General features: G+C 69.4%; 21 protein-coding genes and 1 pseudogene. 4 read left to right on the plus strand and 18 right to left on the minus strand.

Annotated elements, in window-relative coordinates:
- Positions 1-90 precede the first annotated feature (90 nt).
- The 6 genes and pseudogenes from AB0F62_RS40435 to AB0F62_RS40460 form a co-directional block, all read right to left on the minus strand.
- Positions 91-510 (minus strand): IS3 family transposase, encoded by a 420-nt coding sequence (locus AB0F62_RS40435; protein WP_361811166.1) that lies wholly within the window; start codon positions 508-510, stop codon positions 91-93.
- 17 nt (positions 511-527) lie between these two features.
- Positions 528-824, minus strand: a pseudogene (locus AB0F62_RS40440) (transposase); the annotation flags it as partial.
- Between the two features lie 182 nt (positions 825-1,006).
- The gene (locus tag AB0F62_RS40445; RefSeq protein ID WP_361811168.1) at positions 1,007-2,239 is read right to left on the minus strand and encodes a phosphotransferase; all 1,233 of its coding nucleotides are present in this window, start codon (positions 2,237-2,239) and stop codon (positions 1,007-1,009) included.
- 316 nt (positions 2,240-2,555) lie between these two features.
- Entirely contained in the window at positions 2,556-3,290 is a 735-nt protein-coding gene (locus tag AB0F62_RS40450) for an HAD family hydrolase (RefSeq protein ID WP_361811170.1), read from the minus strand.
- A gap of 63 nt (positions 3,291-3,353) precedes the next feature.
- Complete coding sequence (locus AB0F62_RS40455; protein WP_361811172.1) at positions 3,354-3,998, minus strand: HAD-IIIA family hydrolase; 645 nt, start codon at positions 3,996-3,998, stop codon at positions 3,354-3,356.
- Between the two features lie 20 nt (positions 3,999-4,018).
- Positions 4,019-4,879 carry a winged helix-turn-helix domain-containing protein gene (locus tag AB0F62_RS40460; protein ID WP_361811174.1) on the minus strand — a complete coding sequence of 287 codons (861 nt, stop codon included), beginning with the start codon at positions 4,877-4,879 and terminating at the stop codon, positions 4,019-4,021.
- Between the two features lie 345 nt (positions 4,880-5,224).
- Here AB0F62_RS40460 and AB0F62_RS40465 point away from each other — a divergent pair, with 345 nt between their 5' ends.
- Together AB0F62_RS40465 and AB0F62_RS40470 are read left to right on the plus strand one after the other, a co-directional pair.
- The gene (locus AB0F62_RS40465; RefSeq protein WP_361811176.1) at positions 5,225-5,392 is read left to right on the plus strand and encodes a hypothetical protein; all 168 of its coding nucleotides are present in this window, start codon (positions 5,225-5,227) and stop codon (positions 5,390-5,392) included.
- 58 nt (positions 5,393-5,450) lie between these two features.
- Positions 5,451-5,630, plus strand: coding sequence for a hypothetical protein (locus AB0F62_RS40470; RefSeq protein ID WP_361811178.1), 180 nt, complete (start codon positions 5,451-5,453; stop codon positions 5,628-5,630).
- Positions 5,631-5,640: 10 nt separating this feature from the next.
- On the opposite strand, the gene AB0F62_RS40475 is transcribed toward AB0F62_RS40470, so the two are convergent.
- Entirely contained in the window at positions 5,641-6,882 is a 1,242-nt protein-coding gene (locus AB0F62_RS40475) for a GNAT family N-acetyltransferase (protein ID WP_361811180.1), read from the minus strand.
- 91 nt (positions 6,883-6,973) lie between these two features.
- Positions 6,974-7,504: an ABC transporter substrate-binding protein gene (locus tag AB0F62_RS40480; protein WP_361811206.1), complete on the minus strand. Its 531-nt coding sequence runs from the start codon at positions 7,502-7,504 to the stop codon at positions 6,974-6,976.
- Between the two features lie 213 nt (positions 7,505-7,717).
- Here AB0F62_RS40480 and dtd point away from each other — a divergent pair, with 213 nt between their 5' ends.
- Entirely contained in the window at positions 7,718-8,143 is a 426-nt protein-coding gene (dtd, locus tag AB0F62_RS40485; protein WP_361811182.1) for a D-aminoacyl-tRNA deacylase, read from the plus strand.
- 5 nt (positions 8,144-8,148) lie between these two features.
- On the opposite strand, the gene AB0F62_RS40490 is transcribed toward dtd, so the two are convergent.
- From AB0F62_RS40490 to AB0F62_RS40520, 7 genes are all read right to left on the minus strand, one after another.
- Complete coding sequence (locus tag AB0F62_RS40490) at positions 8,149-9,129, minus strand: folate-binding protein (RefSeq protein WP_361811184.1); 981 nt, start codon at positions 9,127-9,129, stop codon at positions 8,149-8,151.
- 10 nt (positions 9,130-9,139) lie between these two features.
- Positions 9,140-9,592, minus strand: a complete 453-nt coding sequence (locus AB0F62_RS40495) for a Fur family transcriptional regulator (protein ID WP_361811186.1) — start codon at positions 9,590-9,592, stop codon at positions 9,140-9,142.
- Positions 9,593-9,731: 139 nt separating this feature from the next.
- Positions 9,732-10,295 carry an FABP family protein gene (locus AB0F62_RS40500; protein WP_361811188.1) on the minus strand — a complete coding sequence of 188 codons (564 nt, stop codon included), beginning with the start codon at positions 10,293-10,295 and terminating at the stop codon, positions 9,732-9,734.
- A gap of 248 nt (positions 10,296-10,543) precedes the next feature.
- On the minus strand, positions 10,544-11,758 hold the full coding sequence (locus AB0F62_RS40505) for a hypothetical protein (protein ID WP_361811190.1): 1,215 nt from the start codon (positions 11,756-11,758) through the stop codon (positions 10,544-10,546).
- Positions 11,755-12,609: a hypothetical protein gene (locus AB0F62_RS40510; RefSeq protein ID WP_361811192.1), complete on the minus strand. Its 855-nt coding sequence runs from the start codon at positions 12,607-12,609 to the stop codon at positions 11,755-11,757. The genes AB0F62_RS40505 and AB0F62_RS40510 overlap by 4 nt, the downstream gene beginning before the upstream one ends.
- Positions 12,606-13,400 carry a hypothetical protein gene (locus AB0F62_RS40515; RefSeq protein ID WP_361811194.1) on the minus strand — a complete coding sequence of 265 codons (795 nt, stop codon included), beginning with the start codon at positions 13,398-13,400 and terminating at the stop codon, positions 12,606-12,608. Before AB0F62_RS40515 ends, AB0F62_RS40510 begins: the two co-directional genes overlap by 4 nt.
- A gap of 75 nt (positions 13,401-13,475) precedes the next feature.
- Complete coding sequence (locus AB0F62_RS40520) at positions 13,476-14,180, minus strand: hypothetical protein (RefSeq protein WP_361811196.1); 705 nt, start codon at positions 14,178-14,180, stop codon at positions 13,476-13,478.
- A gap of 169 nt (positions 14,181-14,349) precedes the next feature.
- On the opposite strand from AB0F62_RS40520, the gene AB0F62_RS40525 reads away from it, so the two are divergent.
- Positions 14,350-14,712, plus strand: a complete 363-nt coding sequence (locus AB0F62_RS40525; protein WP_361811198.1) for a DsrE family protein — start codon at positions 14,350-14,352, stop codon at positions 14,710-14,712.
- 66 nt (positions 14,713-14,778) lie between these two features.
- On the opposite strand, the gene AB0F62_RS40530 is transcribed toward AB0F62_RS40525, so the two are convergent.
- From AB0F62_RS40530 to AB0F62_RS40540, 3 genes are all read right to left on the minus strand, one after another.
- Positions 14,779-15,048: a DUF3099 domain-containing protein gene (locus tag AB0F62_RS40530; RefSeq protein ID WP_361811200.1), complete on the minus strand. Its 270-nt coding sequence runs from the start codon at positions 15,046-15,048 to the stop codon at positions 14,779-14,781.
- An 88-nt stretch (positions 15,049-15,136) separates the two neighbouring features.
- Positions 15,137-15,427, minus strand: coding sequence for a DUF1416 domain-containing protein (locus tag AB0F62_RS40535; protein ID WP_361811202.1), 291 nt, complete (start codon positions 15,425-15,427; stop codon positions 15,137-15,139).
- Between the two features lie 33 nt (positions 15,428-15,460).
- On the minus strand, positions 15,461-15,907 hold a 447-nt coding region (locus AB0F62_RS40540; RefSeq protein ID WP_361811204.1), incomplete at its 5' end, for a rhodanese-like domain-containing protein.

The raw sequence follows: 15,907 nt of genomic DNA on the forward strand, positions 1-15,907 counted from the left end.
CCAGCGGAGTAGGAACCATCGAGCCGCTCTACCTTTAAGAGCTCACGGCTTGGGTGATGTCAAGACTTCTCCGGCTCCCACCGCTGCCCATTAGGTGATGTCGCCGCACCAGCGCGTGTCGAGTCCGGTGGGGTCGGGCTGGAAGTCCCGAACAATGAGATCGGGCCGGCAGGCGGCCTGGGGATCGGGGATCGTGGTCAGGTGTCGCCTTCTGCGGTGACGGCCCTGCAGTCCGGCGGCCCGCATGAGCCGGGCGACGCGGCGACGGCCGCAGCCGGAGCCTTGCCGTTGGAGCACGGCATGCACGCGCGGGGCTCCGTAGGTTCCGCGTGATCGCGTGTGGACCTGGGTGATCTGCTCGATCAGCTCCGCGTCCCGCACCGCCCGTGGGCCCGGAATGCCGGCGCGTCTGGCATAGAAGGCGGCTCGGGAGACCTGCAGCAGCTCACACGCTCGCTTGACGCTGTGACCTGCCTGTTTCTCCGCCTCGATGAACGGGTGCACCGTCACCGGGTCTCCTTGGCGAAGAAAGCCGTGGCCCGCTTGAGGACCTCCACGTCTTCGCGCAGCCGCCGATTCTCCCGGCGCAGCGCGGTCAGTTCCTCACGTTCACTGCTGGTCAGGCCGTCCCGTTCACCCGCGTCGACCTCGGCCTGCTTGACCCAGTCCCGCACCGCGGTCTCGGTCAGATCGAAGTCCTTGGCGACCTGTCCGACCGAGCGGTCCCCGCGTCGGCACAGCTCGACGATCTCGGCCTTGAACTCCGGCGTGAACGAGCGGCGAGGACGTGGCTTCTTCTTCCCCATGCTCTCCATGGTGGACATCCTTCCGGGGACTCAACCCCTGATCTCAGATGTCCGTCGAAGCGAATCAAGCCCAATGGTTGCCGATGGCCAAGTGGCAGCCCGCCAAGCCCTGGCCCCATTCCCACAGCGGCCGGGCGAGCCCTCGCGACGTTCCACGCGATGGCTCGAGGGTGACCAGCGTCGAAGAGTACGAGCTGCGCCTAACTCGCCGGTGCAGTTTGGGGCGCCGCCTCGCCGCCGACGGCAACCGACTCACCGACGAGGTCTGTTTCCTGCACGCCTTGGCACCGCGCCGCTGTTCGTTCATGACAAGAGGCGCCCGCCATGGCGTCGTGCCGGGACACGACTCCGGCCCCGAAGTCCCTGCGCCACGACAGCAGCGCGTCCTGGGCCTCACCCACGGACGGCGCCGACTTCTCCAGAGGCAGGCCTTCCCCCTCTACCGCCTTCAACACGCCGACGATCACGTCGGCAGCAACTGACGCCGTCCGAATCAACTCCGGGCTGTCGTCCGCCAGGAGGGCGAGCCGGCGACCGGCGCGCATCAGATCCGTGTGGGCCGACTGCACGCGCTTGAAGGCGAGGTAGTGCGGAAGATCGGCGTCCGCACCGTCGGCCGCCCCCGCGTGGGCAGCCGCCACACGGATCTTCCAATGATCCACCACCACCCGTTCCTGATCCTCTGGATAGCGCATGAGATACAGATGGGTGGCCAGCTCGTAAAGCGGGTCGCCGATTCGGGCGAGCTCCCAGTCGATGGTCCAGAGATTATTGTCGGCATCGACGATCATATTCTCGCGGTGCAGGTCACCGTGAAGAAGACTGAAGGGTCGATCGGTCAGCCCACGGGAACGTCTCTCGAGATCCTTGAGCAGTTTCATCGAAACACCGAAGTCGGCGAGCAGAGCACGGAACGGAGTGACTTCGGTTTCGTATCCGGACGTGCGAATGAACTCCAGAAGTCCACGGTAGAAGGACTGGGAATCCCCCCATCGATGCGTTCGACGCCCATGACCACAGGCCCGCTCGACGGAAATTTCGCGGGCGTCGATGCGAGTGAGAGACTCGAAGACATCCATGATTTGATCAACAAATCGGATGTCGACCCGGCCTCGCTCCCCCGATACCCGACCCAGGGTGCGCCCTTGGATAAAACTGTGAACAGGACCCTCCGGATCGGGGTCGATCACGGAAGGAATCCTAGGGACACGACCTGCCAGGAATTTCAGCAATCCTTCCTCGGAGGCGAAACATCGCCGGTCATACCGGAAAACCCCTGGCTGCGGGACACACACCTTGACCCAGGAGCCCTGGCTCCCGCATCCGGAATCGTGCGACGTGCGCACGGCATATGACACGCGGTGATGCCCCTCAAAGGGGCCCACCACGAGATCCCCCCACCGTGCAGCCTTGTGATGGCCTGTCGAAGACACCGGCTTCCCTGACCTAGGTTCGAAGGCACTGATGCTAGTGGCTTCGAACTCGGCGCAAGGGCCTTTGATGCTATCGGCTTATGCCGGCAGCAAGGGAAACACTCGGTCGGCCCCGAGCCCAAAGCAGACTCTCGCCGCAATGTTTATTCATTTCGCACGTGAAGGCGTACGCGACTCCGCATATTTATGCCGACACATCGTCGGAAAGTGGTTCGCTCCCATTTGACCCAAGAGAGGTAATCTGTCACGTCTCGCCTGACGAACAGCCCATCGGTCGCTCCCCCGAACCGGAACCGGAACGTCCCGTCGCCCTCCCTCACGCGAGCCCCCTGACGAGGTCACCCAGGCGGTGGATCAGGGGCAGGCCCGGATACGCATCCTGCAGTCCAGTGTTGCCGTCGGGGTTCTGGAACCCCAGGAACCTTACAGCGGCACTTTCCGCCGCCGCCACGTCATCGGGCGAATCTCCTATCATCAGAATTCTGTCCCGATCGACGGGGCCGATTCCTTCCAGAGCCCGCTCTATGCAGTCGGGGTCGGGCTTGAGCCTCAGCGGGCCGCCCTTCCCCATGAGCCGTCCGTGAATGCTGCCCTCGAACGCATACATCATCCCGCAGTTGTCGAGGTGACGTCGCACCGCCGTGACGGAATTGTTGGTCGTGATCGCCATGGGGATGCCCACACTCCACAGCGCCTCCACCAATTGCGCAGCGCCGTCGGTTTCCTTTGCCCCCACGACAGCCGAATGTTCCCACTCGGTCAGATGGAGTTCCAGTTGCTTCACGGCCTCCGTGTCGCCCCACTCCGTCACCGCCCCCTTGAGAATGTCCAGCGGACTGTCGCGCTTCTCCGGGGGAACGGAAGTGACGGGTGGGAGTCCCTCACGATTAATGAATGCCCGGAGTTCATTGGCCACGTACTTCGCAGTGGTCGTGGCGAAGAGATGGCACAACGGTCCATCGAAGTCGAAGAGGACGCCCACGACGCCGGTCAAAGCATCGTGACGAGCCTGAATCCCACTGCCCATCAGTGGCTCGCCATCAGAGGTCACCCAGTGAGTGTGATTCCGCGCCCCGCCTTGCGCCAGACTGCGCCCACATTCGAGCAGAGACCCTCACCACACCATGCCTTCCATGGCCGCCATGTGAGAGATCAGTGTGGTCGCACCCGCCGCCGCCAGTTCGTCCCACTTCTGCTCGTTGCGCGCATAACCGACGAACCGCATGCCGACGCTCCGTGCCGCCTGGGCATCGCGCCAGGAGTCCCCGACGAAGAGACAACGCTCCGGCCGCATCGCGAGTTCGGCCAGTGCCAACCGGAGCATGTGGCCACTTGGCTTCATCAGGCGCGCGTCGGCGGGGCGGCCGACGATCGGTCCGTCGAACGCATCCAGCAGATCCGCGTGCCGGAGGAAGGCCCGGGCGCACTCCTCGGCGTTGTTGGTCACCACACCCAGTCGGATTCCCTGCTCCCGCCAGGACTTAACAGCCGCCTCCAGCCCCTCTGTGATCACAGCCGATGCCACTGCGATCACTTCCTCCTGGGTGAGGAGGTCGTGCAACTCCTTGTCCAAGCCGGGCGCGTAAGCCGCAGGGTTGCTCGCCACAGCCGACAAGAGCGCGTGGGGATCGATGCAAGCGTCCAGCTCAGGAGGGAGCGGCGCGTAAGCGCGCATGCACCGCTTCAGAACCTTCGCGACGGCCGGCGCGGGGTGGCGGGCGAAGACGCGGCAGATCGGCCCGTCGAAGTCCAGCAGCACGCTACGGCCGACTCCGGACATCAGGCGGATTCCGCGATCGTCTCCCAAAGCGAATCGAACCATTCCTGACATTCGGCGAATTGTTCAGCACTCTGGGCATACAGCTTCGCCCCCACGCCGAGCACGTCGTAGATGCTCACCCTCGTGCCGTCATCCAGCTCCACCGGCTGATCGACCACCTTGTAGTAGCCGGTCATGCCCTTGGCTCGGTTCAGCGCATAGACCTTCGTCGTGGGAGTGACGGGAACCGTTCTGATCTCGATCACCACGGACTCGACAAGGCGTCGCACCGACAGGTCGAACAGAAGATTGCGCAGCACCTGAGTCTGAAGATCGATCAGCCGGGCAAGGCGGTCACGCGGCCGGGGGTCGCTTGGGTCCTCGGTATTCCGCGGGAAGGCCAACAGCACGTCGGAGCTGGGTAGCAACAGCCTGACGGTAATGGAGGACGGGCGTAGTTCAGCGCGCAGGACGCGGCCGACCGGCTCCACAAGCGCCGCGTTGAGGGACTCACTGGTGAGGCAGTAGGCATCGATCGTGATGTGCTCGGCCTCGAAGGCCTCCGCGACAGCGTCTGCCAGCTTGACCGTGGCCGAAACCGGATGCACTGCCGCGCCGTTGGCATGTGCCCGTGTCGGGTTGCGCCAGTTTCGGGCGAAGACGCCCTTGCCCTGGATTGACGCTACGTAACCCTCGTCCTGGAGCTCCTTGAGCGCCCTCTGGACCGTGGCGCGGGCGACGTCGAACTGTTCCACCAGCTCAGCCTGGGTGGGGAGTTGGCTGTCGACGGGGATCTCGCCGGCCTCGATCCGGTCACGCAGCGAATCGGCCACGCGCTCCCACTCGCGCCTGGCGCCGCCGGCTGATCGCCCACTGGTCACAGAAGAAGCCTACATCTTCAGGTCAGGCAAGTGGAGTTGACTGCGTCGAGTTTATGGATCTGTAGTCAACGGGGACAACATAGACATGAACACAGTCAACTGGCCTAGGTAGCAGTCAACTTAGGTCAGTTGACCCCATCGGGGGCCGTGGCCTCTCCGTCCCGACGACGCGCCGGGGATGGCCGCGGGTGACAGTGCAGCGCCATGTCGCATCGCACGCACGCACGCACGCATCTGCACCACGCTTCCGCTTCTGCCTCATGCCGACCCACGGGTCAAATCTGCCCCCTCCGCGCTCTACGCGCGGAGGGATCGATCCCGCGCGCCTCGAAGGAGTGAATCGCTATGCCTGCTCTCGCTCTGTGCGCCTTCGCGTTCGAGCAGCTCGTCCAGTGGCGGTACGGCGCGGCCGGCGCCTTCGCCGTCGGAATGTTCACGGTGGGCCGCAAGGCCCGGAACACGACGTTCACGTGCGTCGGACTCGCGGTGATCGCGCTGCTCCTGGCCCAGTAGGGCCAGGTCGGCAGCGGGCCCGCGCCCTTTGGTCAGCCTCCTTGGAGAGGGGTGGGTCATGCTGTGGAGCCATGTGTTGGCGGCACTGCTGGAGCAGTATCTGGCCTGGCAGTACGGCCCGTTGATGGGGCTGGGCGTACTGCTGGTGGGGGTCGGGGCCAAGGCACGGTCGGGCTACGCCCTGTGTGTGGGCGGGGTCCTGGTGCTCCTGGTCCTCGTGTCCTACGGCCATCACTGACCGGGGTCGGTCAGAACGTGTCGATCGCCCACGGCTTGCGCGCCGTACGGAACAGCGCGTCGAGGCGGGCCGCACCGCCCGGGCGGGATTCCGTGGCACCGCCGGTGACCGTCAGGCGGGCCGCGGACTCGTCGCCGAGGTAGAGGGAGGCGAGGGCGGCGGCGGAGAGGGTGACGTCCGGGGCGGCGGAGGGGGCCGCCTCGGCGGTGGCGGTGCCGTCGGCGGCGGCTTCAAGGCGGAAGCGGCCGGCGGCATGGCCGTACGGGTCGGCGACGTCGAGGACGACGGCGCCCGGGGCGGCGTACGTACGGGCCGCCAGCGCTCGGGGCACGTCCAGCAGCCGCAGCCACATGAAGTCCGAGGTGGAGTGGACGTGGGCCGCGCGCGGGTCGGCGAGCAGCAGCGGCAGGACGTCGTCCTGGGCGCGGAAGCCGGTGCGGATCGTGGCGACCCAGTCGACGGACAGCAGGTAGCGCCACAGGGCGCGTTCCGCCTCCGGGGTGGCGGCGATCAACTCCTGGACGGTTAGCGGGACCTTCGGGAACATGCCGTGCCAGCCGTCCTCGACGATGTAGGAGGCCAGGCCGTCCACGCGTCCCGAGGCGTCCCGGTAGAAGACCGAGAGCGGCTCCTTCCACGGGTGGGAGGGAATGGTCACCTTCCCGGTGGAGTACTCCCAGAAGCGTTCGGTGCGGTTGATCGCCCCCGGTGTGCGCAGCCGCACCCGGTCGTGGAGCTGCGGGCCGAGCTTGAGGACCTCGGCCTGGTCCGCCAGGTCGATGCGGCCGCTGTCGGACGGCGCTCCCTGGGGGCGCCCGGCGCGGGCGGTGTCGACCTCCCACTCGGTGAACCCGGCGGCGGGGCCGAAGCCGTAGCGGCCGTAGATCGGGTACTCGGCGGCGACGAGGATCGCGACGGGCTCGCCGCGGCCCACGGAGGCGTCGAGTTCCGCGGCCATCATGCGGGAGGCGAGTCCGCGGCGCCGGTGGGTCGCGGTGACCGTGACGTTGGTGATCGCGGACGCGGGAAGGACGGCGCCTCCCGGCACGGTCAGCTCCCGCGGCATGCTGCGGAACGTGGCGACGCAGCGGCTGCCGTCGAACGCGCCCTGGGTACGGTCCAGATCGGTCTGCGAGCGGCGGAGGGCGACCTCCTCCTCCGTCACCGTGGGCGGCCGGTGGAATCCGGTGTTGACGGCGCGAAGCCAGCCGGGGAAGTCGGACTCGCCGATCGTACGGACCTCAAGGCTCATGTTCCGCACGGTATGCGGGGGTCCGGTGTGACCGCATCCTCTTTTACGCGACCCGTTCGCGGGTTCTCCGCGCCCCGCCCGCTGACCCGGTTCAGTCCCCGGACAGCAGGTCGTCCACCCGCGCCTCGCCCTCCCGGTAGCGGCGGGCGATCTCGGTGCTGCAGCCGTCGACCGTCCGCTGCAGGGTCTGCCTGCGGCGCGAGACCTGCTGCTCGTGGCGGACGAGCCGGCCCATAGCGTCGTGCAGTTCCTGGTCGGTGCGGGCCTCCAGGTCGGAGAGCTCGACCTCGGCGAGCATCTCCTCGGCGAGTTGCCGGTAGCGCTCGCTGTGCGGCGTGCGCAGGGTGACATGGCGGGCGGAGGAACGGTGCCGCGACGGGGTGTCGGTGAGGATCTCCGAGAGCCGGTCGAGCACGGGGGCGTCCGGGGCGGTGCGCCGGGCGAGTTCGGCGCGGAGGATGTCGATCCGCCCCTGGAGGAGCCGCCGCAGGTAGGAGAGGTCGGCCTCCTCCAACTGGGCCTCGCGGCGCGCGGTGCGCAGCCCTTCGAGGCTGAGGCCGACGAGGTCGGGCTCGGGGGTGCCGCCGGCGAGCGGGGAGCGCGGGCCCGGTGCCTTGAGCATGCGATCGCCTTCCGCCGTCCCGGTCGTGATGCTGTGCTTCATCGCTGTCCGTCCCCTCGTCCCCCACGTCGGGCAGATCTCGATCGTGCCACCGAGTAGCTGCGTCGCGCAGGCACCTGCACCCGAACGGCGGCTCCGGACAGTTGTGCGTGAGTCCAAGCGGGCGTACGGCCCGGGTGCCGCGCGCCCCCGCGGGCCCGGGACAATGGCGGCATGCGTGCGGTGGCCCAGCGGGTGAGCGAAGCGAGTGTCGTGGTGGACGGCGAGACGGTCGGGCGGATCGCCGGTCCCGGCCTGTGCGTGCTGGTGGGGGTGACGCACGACGACACCAAGGAGAAGGCGGCGCAGTTGGCGCGGAAGCTGTGGAGCCTGCGCATCCTGCCCGACGAGAAGTCCTGCTCGGACATCGCCGCGCCGCTGCTCGTGATCTCCCAGTTCACCCTCTACGGTGACGCCCGCAAGGGGCGCCGCCCCACCTGGAACGCGGCGGCGCCCGGGCCCGTCGCCGAGCCGCTGGTGGACGAGGTGGTCGCGCAACTGCGGTCGCTGGGCGCGCACGTGGAAACGGGCCGCTTCGGAGCGGAGATGAAGGTCTCGCTCACGAACGACGGCCCGTTCACGGTCGTGCTGGAGATGTAGGACGCCTACGGCTCGACCACGGTCTCCTGGCTCGCCGCCGTCCCGCCCGCCAGCAGGGCGGCGTCCACGGGCGTGTTGCGCTTGATCACCGCGAGGGCGATCGGGCCCAGTTCCCAGTGCCGGGCGGAGGAGGTGACGGTGCCGACCGGACGGCCGTCCGGTCCGTCGGCGGCGAGCCGTACGGGCGCGCCGTGGCCGGGCAGGGTGACCTCGCTGCCGTCGAGGTGGAGGAAGACCAGGCGGCGCGGCGGACGGCCGAGGTTGTGCACCCGGGCGACGGTCTCCTGACCGCGGTAGCAGCCCTTGTTGAGGTGGACGGCGGTGTCCAGCCAGCCGAGCTCGTGCGGGATGGTGCGGTGGTCGGTCTCCAGGCCGAGCCGCGGGCGGTGCGCCTCGATCCGCAGCGCCTCCAGGGCCAGCGCGCCGACGGGGGTGCCCAGCTGCCGGGCGAAGTCCTCGAGCTCTCCCCGCGGCACGAACACGTCGCGGCCGTACGGGACCTCGCGCACCGGCCAGTCCTCGGGGACGGCGGCGATGCTGCCCGCCGGGAGGTGCACGACGGCGCGGTCTCCGGTCACGTCCGAGGCGTCGACCTGGTAGAAGAACTTCATGCTCTCCAGGTACGCGATGAGCTCGCCCTGGGTGCCGGGTTCGACGTGCATCCAGGTGGTCGTGCCGTCGTCGACGAGGTAGAGGGCGTGCTCGATGTGGCCGTGGGCGGAGAGGATCAGCGCCTCGGTGGCCCGGCCGGGCGGGAGGTCGCTGACGTGCTGGGTGAGCAGCAGGTGGAGCCAGGCGAGGCGGTCCTGGCCGGTGACGGCGACGACGCCCCGGTGGGACAGGTCGACGAAACCGGTGCCGTCCGCCAGGGCGCGTTGCTCGCGGAAGAGGTCTCCGTAGTGCCCGGCGACTCCCTCGTCGGGGCCTTCCGCGGGAACGGCGCCGGGGAGCGACAGCAGGGGACTGGTCGTTGTTTGTCGCTGCATGCCCACCAGCCTACGTCCGGTTACTTGAACCCTCAGGCGTTCGGGGCTTGCCCGCGCAGTCCGCGCACCGGCCGAAGATCGCGAAGTGCTTCATGTCGGTCTCGAAACCGTAGGTCTCGCGCAGCCGCGCGGTCAGGGGCTCGGCGACGGACACGTCGGCCTCGATCACCGACTCGCAGTCCCGGCACACCAGGTGCATGTGGTGGTGCCGGTCGGCGAGATGGTACGTGGGGGCGCCGTGCCCGAGGTGGGCATGGCTGACCAGGCCCAGCTCCTCGAGGAGCTCCAGCGTCCGGTAGACGGTGGAGATGTTGACGCCCGAGGCGGTTCTGCGCACCTCGGTGAGGATGTCGTCCGGGGTCGCGTGCTCCAGGGCGTCGACAGCCTCCAGGACAAGCTGGCGCTGCGGCGTCAGCCGGTAGCCGCGCTGCCTGAGGTCGCTCTTCCAGTCCGTGGTGACCACGAGGACAGTCTAGGCAAGGAGAGGGGGATCACGGAGCCGTGATCCCCCTCGGGGTCTGTCGGAGCCGCGGGGCCGCGGGAGCCGTCGAGGCCGGCTCGGCGGTCGGAGCGGCCCTGGCGGCCCGGACGCCCCGGACGGCTCAGCGGAAGAAGGCGATGCCGTCGTCCGGGAGGTCCTTGAGGTCCTTCGCCCACTCGCTGGGGTTGACGACCTTCTTCAGGTGCGCCGACATGTAGGGGCGCAGCGACACCTCGGGCGTGGACTTCTCGCCCACCCACATCAGGTCGCTCTTGACGTAGCCGTACAGCCGCTTGCCGCCGCTGTAGGCGGGCGCGTCGGCCAGCCGGGCCACGGCGTCGGTGGCCAGGTCGATCTGGGGCTTGCCCTCGGCGAGCTCGCCGTACCAGATCTCGATGACGCCGTCGTCGCGGGTCATGGTGATCTCGACCTTGCGGTCCTTGTCGATCCGCCAGAAGCCCGCCTCGCTCTCGAGCGGCTTCACCGGCTTGCCCTCGGCGTCCAGCACCCAGGTCTTGGAGGTGAACTCCAGGAATGGCCGTCCGTCGTGGCTGAAGACCACTTCCTGGCCGAAGTTGCACTTCTCGGCGCCGGGGAAGTCGAAGACGCCCGCGCCCTCCCAAGTGCCCAGGAGAAAGGCGAGCGGCACGAGGTCCGGATGCAGGTCGGAGGGGATTTCAATCATGTTCAGCGCTGTCCCTGGTAGAGCTTCTTCACCGCCAGAACGGAGAACGCGAGGACGCCAAGGCAGACCAGGACAAGCAGGGCGTCGAAGAAGAACTCAATGGCGCTCACGAGCGTGCTCCTCGGGCAGGCGCGGACGGTCGGCGGCCCGGTGGGCCGGATACGAGTCTAGTGGGCGGGTGCGGGCGCGGCTGCGTGAGGTCCGCCCCACGCGCCGCGCCCGTCCCTCGCGTCCCGGCGCTCCCCCGGTCAGCCGAGCAGTTGCGCCTGCAGCAGCACGGCCTGGTGGAACGGGACGGCCGGCTGGGTGCCGGCCTTGGAGAACACGACCAGGGCCAGGACGTCGCCGGCCTGGATGTAACCAAAGCGGACGTGCTCGGCACCGCGCGGCTTCTCCTCGCCGTAGATGGAGAGGTGCAGCTCGGGGTCGCGGAGCGACGTCGAATCCCAGTCCGTGTCGTAGTCGGCCGCCTCGGCCTTCGCGAGCTTGCCGTCGACGACGAGCTTGTCCTTGACGTCGCTCGAATAGCCCCAGGTCTCGAACTGCAGCAGGTAGACCTCGGCGCGGGTGCCGTCGGCCATGGTCCAGGCACGGGCGGCGATGTGCCGGAGGGTGTTCTGCTCGAGCGTCCCGGTCAGCTCCTTGCGGTCGTCCTCCTTGTAGACCTCGAGGAAGTCGCGGGTCGGCAGCCACCCGGTGGCGCCCGGGAAGGTCTTGTCGACCTTGGCCCCGGCGGGAGCCGGCAGCAGCAGGCCGCGGACGTCCGCGTAGTGCCGGCGGGGCCGGTTGTGGTCGCCGTCCAGCGGCCGGGGCGCCCCGGCCGGCAGCTTGGGCAGCTTCAGGGCGGGGTAGGTCCACCGGCCGTCGTCCGGGGTCCGCAGACCCGGGATCTCGGTCCGCTCGGGCTGCGTCACGGCGTACGCCGTGGCCCCGCCGAGGGCCGCGAACGCCACGACGGCGGCGGTCCATCGCACGGCGGCACGCAGCCCCCTGCGGTCCCGCAGCCGCTTCTTCGGGCGTGCTGCGGCGGCCTCGTCGGAAGCGGTCCCGGCGTCCGCCGCAGGCGCGGGCTCCGCAGGAGCGTCCACCTCGGAGGCGGCGTCCACAGACACCGGCTCCACCACGGCTTCCGCCACGACCTCGCCGGAAGCGGTCCCGGCATCCGCCGCAGGCACGGGGCCCTCCACGGCTTCCGCCACGGCCTCGTCAGAGGCGGTCCCGGCGTCCGCCGCAGGCGCGGGCTCCGCAGGAACGTCCACCTCGGAGGCGGCGTCCACAGACGCCGGCTCCACCACGGCTTCCGCAACGGCCTCGCCGGAGGCGGTCCCGGCATCCGCCGCAGGCGCGGGCTCCGTCGCGGCCTCGGCGACGACGGTCTCGGCGGCGCCCGCGAGGGTCTCCTCCGCCGGGGCGGCGGCCTGCGTCGGGATCTTCACGTCGTCGCGCTGGGTCTGCTCGGTCATGCGGCCTCTCCCGGGTCCTGTACGCGGTCGAGCTGCTGCTTGAACAGTTCCGCGGCGTCGTCCTTCTTCAGTGGCGAGGCGCCCGAGACGGACATGCGGATGGTGAGGTCGCCCTCGGTCGCCTGGCAGATCATGGTGTCGAGCTTCGCGCCGGGCTTCTTGGGCGGCAGGACGCAGCGCGCCTTGGCGTGGCCCTCGATCTTCGGCCCGTTCCTGAAGACTCCGAGCGCCTTGGTGAACTCGGTGAAGAATTCGGTTCCGGCGCGCGCCGCGCGCTTGTTCTTCATCTGGACGATCTGCGTCTCGAAGACGGCCTCGCCCGTCGTCTCTCGGTACGTCCGCAGGCCGACGCCCTGGATGTGCAGCCCCGCCACGGCCTTGTGCAGCCGGTCCCGCTGCTTCTTCGGCAGCCCGGCGAGATCGCCCTCGACGACGGCCACGGCCTCCTTGCCGGCGAACTCCGCGTCGTTGCCGTACTCGCCCACGTCCGGGCCCGGCAGGTACTCCTCGGGCACGGGCAGCAGCAGCTTGCCGAGCGTGCCGTAGTGGCTGCCGCCGGACTGGGCGCCGTACTCGCCGCTCTTCTTCGGCTCGGGAGCCTTCCAGGTCTCCCCGCTCGCCTGCTTGCCGTCGTCCTTCTGGTGCTGGAGCACGGCGAAGCCGATGCCGCCGCCCGCGACGACGGCGATCAGTGCGGCGGCGATGCCGAGCGCGAGGCCACGGCGGCCGCGGCGGGCCGCGGGGACGGTCTCCGGCGCGGAGGCCCCGTCCGGGTGCTCGAGCCCGGCGAGCGGTGCCGGCTGAGCCTCGGACTGCGGCTCCGCGGGGACAGGGGTGTTCTCGTCGCTCACAGCCGCTCCCACTGCCGCTCGGCCAGGGACATGATGGTGGACTTCTTGATCGGCCGTTCGGAATACACCCAGATGTCCATCATGACGGTGCCCCTCCGGGCCAGGGCGCGCGCCGTGTGCAGGGGCAGGTAGCCCGCCTTCGTCCAGGGCTTGGAGTAGACCCACACCCTTCCGTCGAACGAGCCGGGGATGGCCGACCCGGTGTTGCCCGCGAACTTCTTCCCGGCCATGTAGCCCTGCTGCCCGTCGAGCATGTCGTCGGTGTAGGTCTCCGTCTCGTCGCGGAACTGGACCAGGCGGACCTCGGTGGTGGTGGTCGTGGCGTAACCGCCCGTCCGCCACATGGAGAAGGCGGCCCTCCGGAAGTCGTTGCCGTTCAGCTCGCCGAACATGTGGTCCGGCTTGTCGAAGCTGTCCGCGTACCCGTACAGCGAGAGCCAGTGGTCGTGGCCGTACGTGCCGTCGAGTTCCTTGGCGCCCTTCGGCCGCTTCAGCAGCAGCTTCCGCAGGTCCCCCTCGTACTTGACCAGCGAGTCCTCGGCGGCCGTGAGCGGCTTCGCCGCGGGGGCGGCGCCCTTGGGCTGCGGGAGCTTCGCCTGGACGAGCGGGGGGAGCGGGGTCTCGGGGCGGTCGTACTGGATCTGGTAACCGGTGCCGGCGCCCGCGAGGACGCCGAGGACCGCCGCGCAGGCGATCAGCAGGGTGGTCCGGCCGCGTCGTCGCGGCGGGCGGACGGGAGGCCCGTCCGGAACAGGGGCATCCTGTTCCGGGACGGGGGTGTCCTGGGACAAAGGTTTCTCCACTGAGATGGTCGTGGGTGTGTGCGGCCGCGGCGCGGCGGCCGGCCCGGGTGTTCGGTCCGCGGCTCAGCGACCGCTCTTCAGGCGCCGGTACTGCTGGTCGAGGAGCCGGGTGAGCATGCCCGTGCGCGGGGTCTTCGCCCCGGTGACGGAGATGCTGATGTGCACGTCGCCCTGGTGGGACACCGTGATCACCGAGCCGGTGCTCTCGGCGGAGGAGGACGACAGGCGGTAGGCCTTGGCGGGACGCCCCGAGGACGGGAGCGCGATCCGGGTGCCCTGGTAGTAGAAGGCGTTGTAGTAGGCGGCGGCGGAGCCGGGGCTCGCGAAGCGGACGAGGCGCACGGTGACCTCGTACTCGCCGTCGCCGGTCAGGTAGGTGCGGTAGGCCGCGGCCTTGAAGCCGTAGGTGGCCAGGGCCCGCTTCACGTCGGCGGAGTCCGCGACCTCGGAGCGGGAGAGGTCGGTGCCGTCCTCGTCCCCGTAGATCTCCGCGTCCTTGGGCGGGCTCAGCAGGAAGTAGCGCAGGTCGCCGCTGTGCCTCCCGTCGCGGACGGAGCCCTTGACGGTGCTCGCGGGCGAGGGGGACGCCGTCGCGCTCCGGCTCGGGGACGCGGTCGGCGAGGGCGAGGCCGTCGCGCCGGCACCACCCGGCGCCGCCGGGGAGGACGGCGACGCGGACGCCGACACGGACGATGACGAGGACGACGAGCCGAACGCCACGACGGCCCCCGCAGTCAATGTCGCGAGCACAACAAGTCCGACGACCATGGCGATCAGGGCACCATTACGCGAATCGGTACGCGCTTGCACAAGCCCCCCCGGGCAGAAATGCGGCGTCGGCGCGCGGATCGCGCGACGCGGCGAACGCATTATGTCGAGCGTGGGAAAACGCTCCCACTGTTTTTCCTGTGAGAGGGGCCACCTTAGGGTATGGACCATGGCCAAGAAACTCGTGATCAAGGTGACCGCAGGTGCGGACGCGCCCGAACGCTGCTCGCAGGCGTTCACGGTGGCGGCGGTGGCGGTCGCCAGCGGCGTCGAGGTGTCGCTCTGGCTGACCGGTGAGTCCTCGTGGTTCGCGCTGCCGGGACGCGCCGCGGAGTTCGAGCTGCCGCACGCCGCGCCGCTGCCGGAGCTGATCGAGGGGATCCTGGCGGGCGGGCGCATCACGCTGTGCACGCAGTGCGCGGCGCGCCGGGACATCACGGAGAAGGACGTGCTGGACGGGATCCGGATCGCCGGTGCGCAGGTCTTCGTCAGCGAGGCGATGGCCGACGGCGCGCAGGCGCTCGTCTACTGAGGCGGTCCGCTCCGGCCGGCCGGTCTACCGGGCCGTGCCCGCCCCCGCCGGGGCGTGCCCGGGGCGTCAGTGCTGGTCGCGGTGGTCGTCGCGGCGGTCCAGTTCCCGCCACCACTCGTCGGAGGTCGGATCGCCGGTCTCGTCCCACCAGCGGTCGTCCGGGCCCCTGCGGTTGGCCACGATCGCGGCGATCGGCGGGATGACCATGGCGACGACGCACATGCCGACGGCCACCGGCACCGACCACAGGCGTACGAGACTCCACGCCAGGACGAAGAGCAGCACACAACTGCCCATCATGGCGTAATACCAGCGACGACGACGCCTCGTGGACACCCTTCCACCGTACGTCCCGAAGGGCCGCACTCCCACTCGGTGGCCCGGGGGAGATACGGCCCTTCCTCGTTGCCTTGCCGCCGTCGGATCAGACGGCGATGGCGACCTCCGTGAGATTGCCCTGCCGGGCCACGACGGCACGGTCCACGGTCGCGCCCGGCACCAGGGCGCGCAGCGTCCACGAGCCCGGGGCCGCGAAGAAGCGGAACTGGCCGGTCGCCGAGGTCGGCACCTCGGCGGTGAACTCGCCGCCGCCGTCCAGCAGCCGGACGTAGCCGGCCACGGGCTCGCCGTCGCGGGTCACGGAACCCTGGATGATCGTCTCGGTCGCCGTGTCGACGCCGGCCAGGTCAGGGCCGCCGGCCTTCGCTCCGCACATGGTGTTCTTTCCTCCGGGTCGGGGTCTCGGGGCTTACTTCGCGGCGCCGAGCTCGATCGGCACGCCGACGAGGGAGCCGTACTCGGTCCAGGAACCGTCGTAGTTCTTGACGTTGGGCTGGCCGAGCAGCTCGTGCAGCACGAACCAGGTGTGGGCGGAGCGCTCGCCGATGCGGCAGTAGGCGATGGTGTCCTTGGACAGGTCCACGCCCTCGCCCTCGTACAGCTCCTTGAGCTCGTCGTCCGACTTGAAGGTGCCGTCGTCGTTGGCCGACTTCGACCACGGGATGTTGCGGGCGGTCGGGATGTGGCCGGGGCGCTGCGACTGCTCCTGCGGCAGGTGCGCCGGGGCGAGCAGCTTGCCGGAGAACTCGTCGGGCGAGCGCACGTCGACGAGGTTGAGGCTGCCGATGGCGGCGACCGCGTCGTCGCGGAAGGCGCGGATCGAGGCGTCCTGGGCCTGGGCCGTGTACTGCGTGGC

The organism is Streptomyces sp. NPDC026673, from assembly GCF_040638135.1.
In the GTDB taxonomy this organism is placed as follows: Bacteria; Actinomycetota; Actinomycetes; order Streptomycetales; family Streptomycetaceae; genus Actinacidiphila.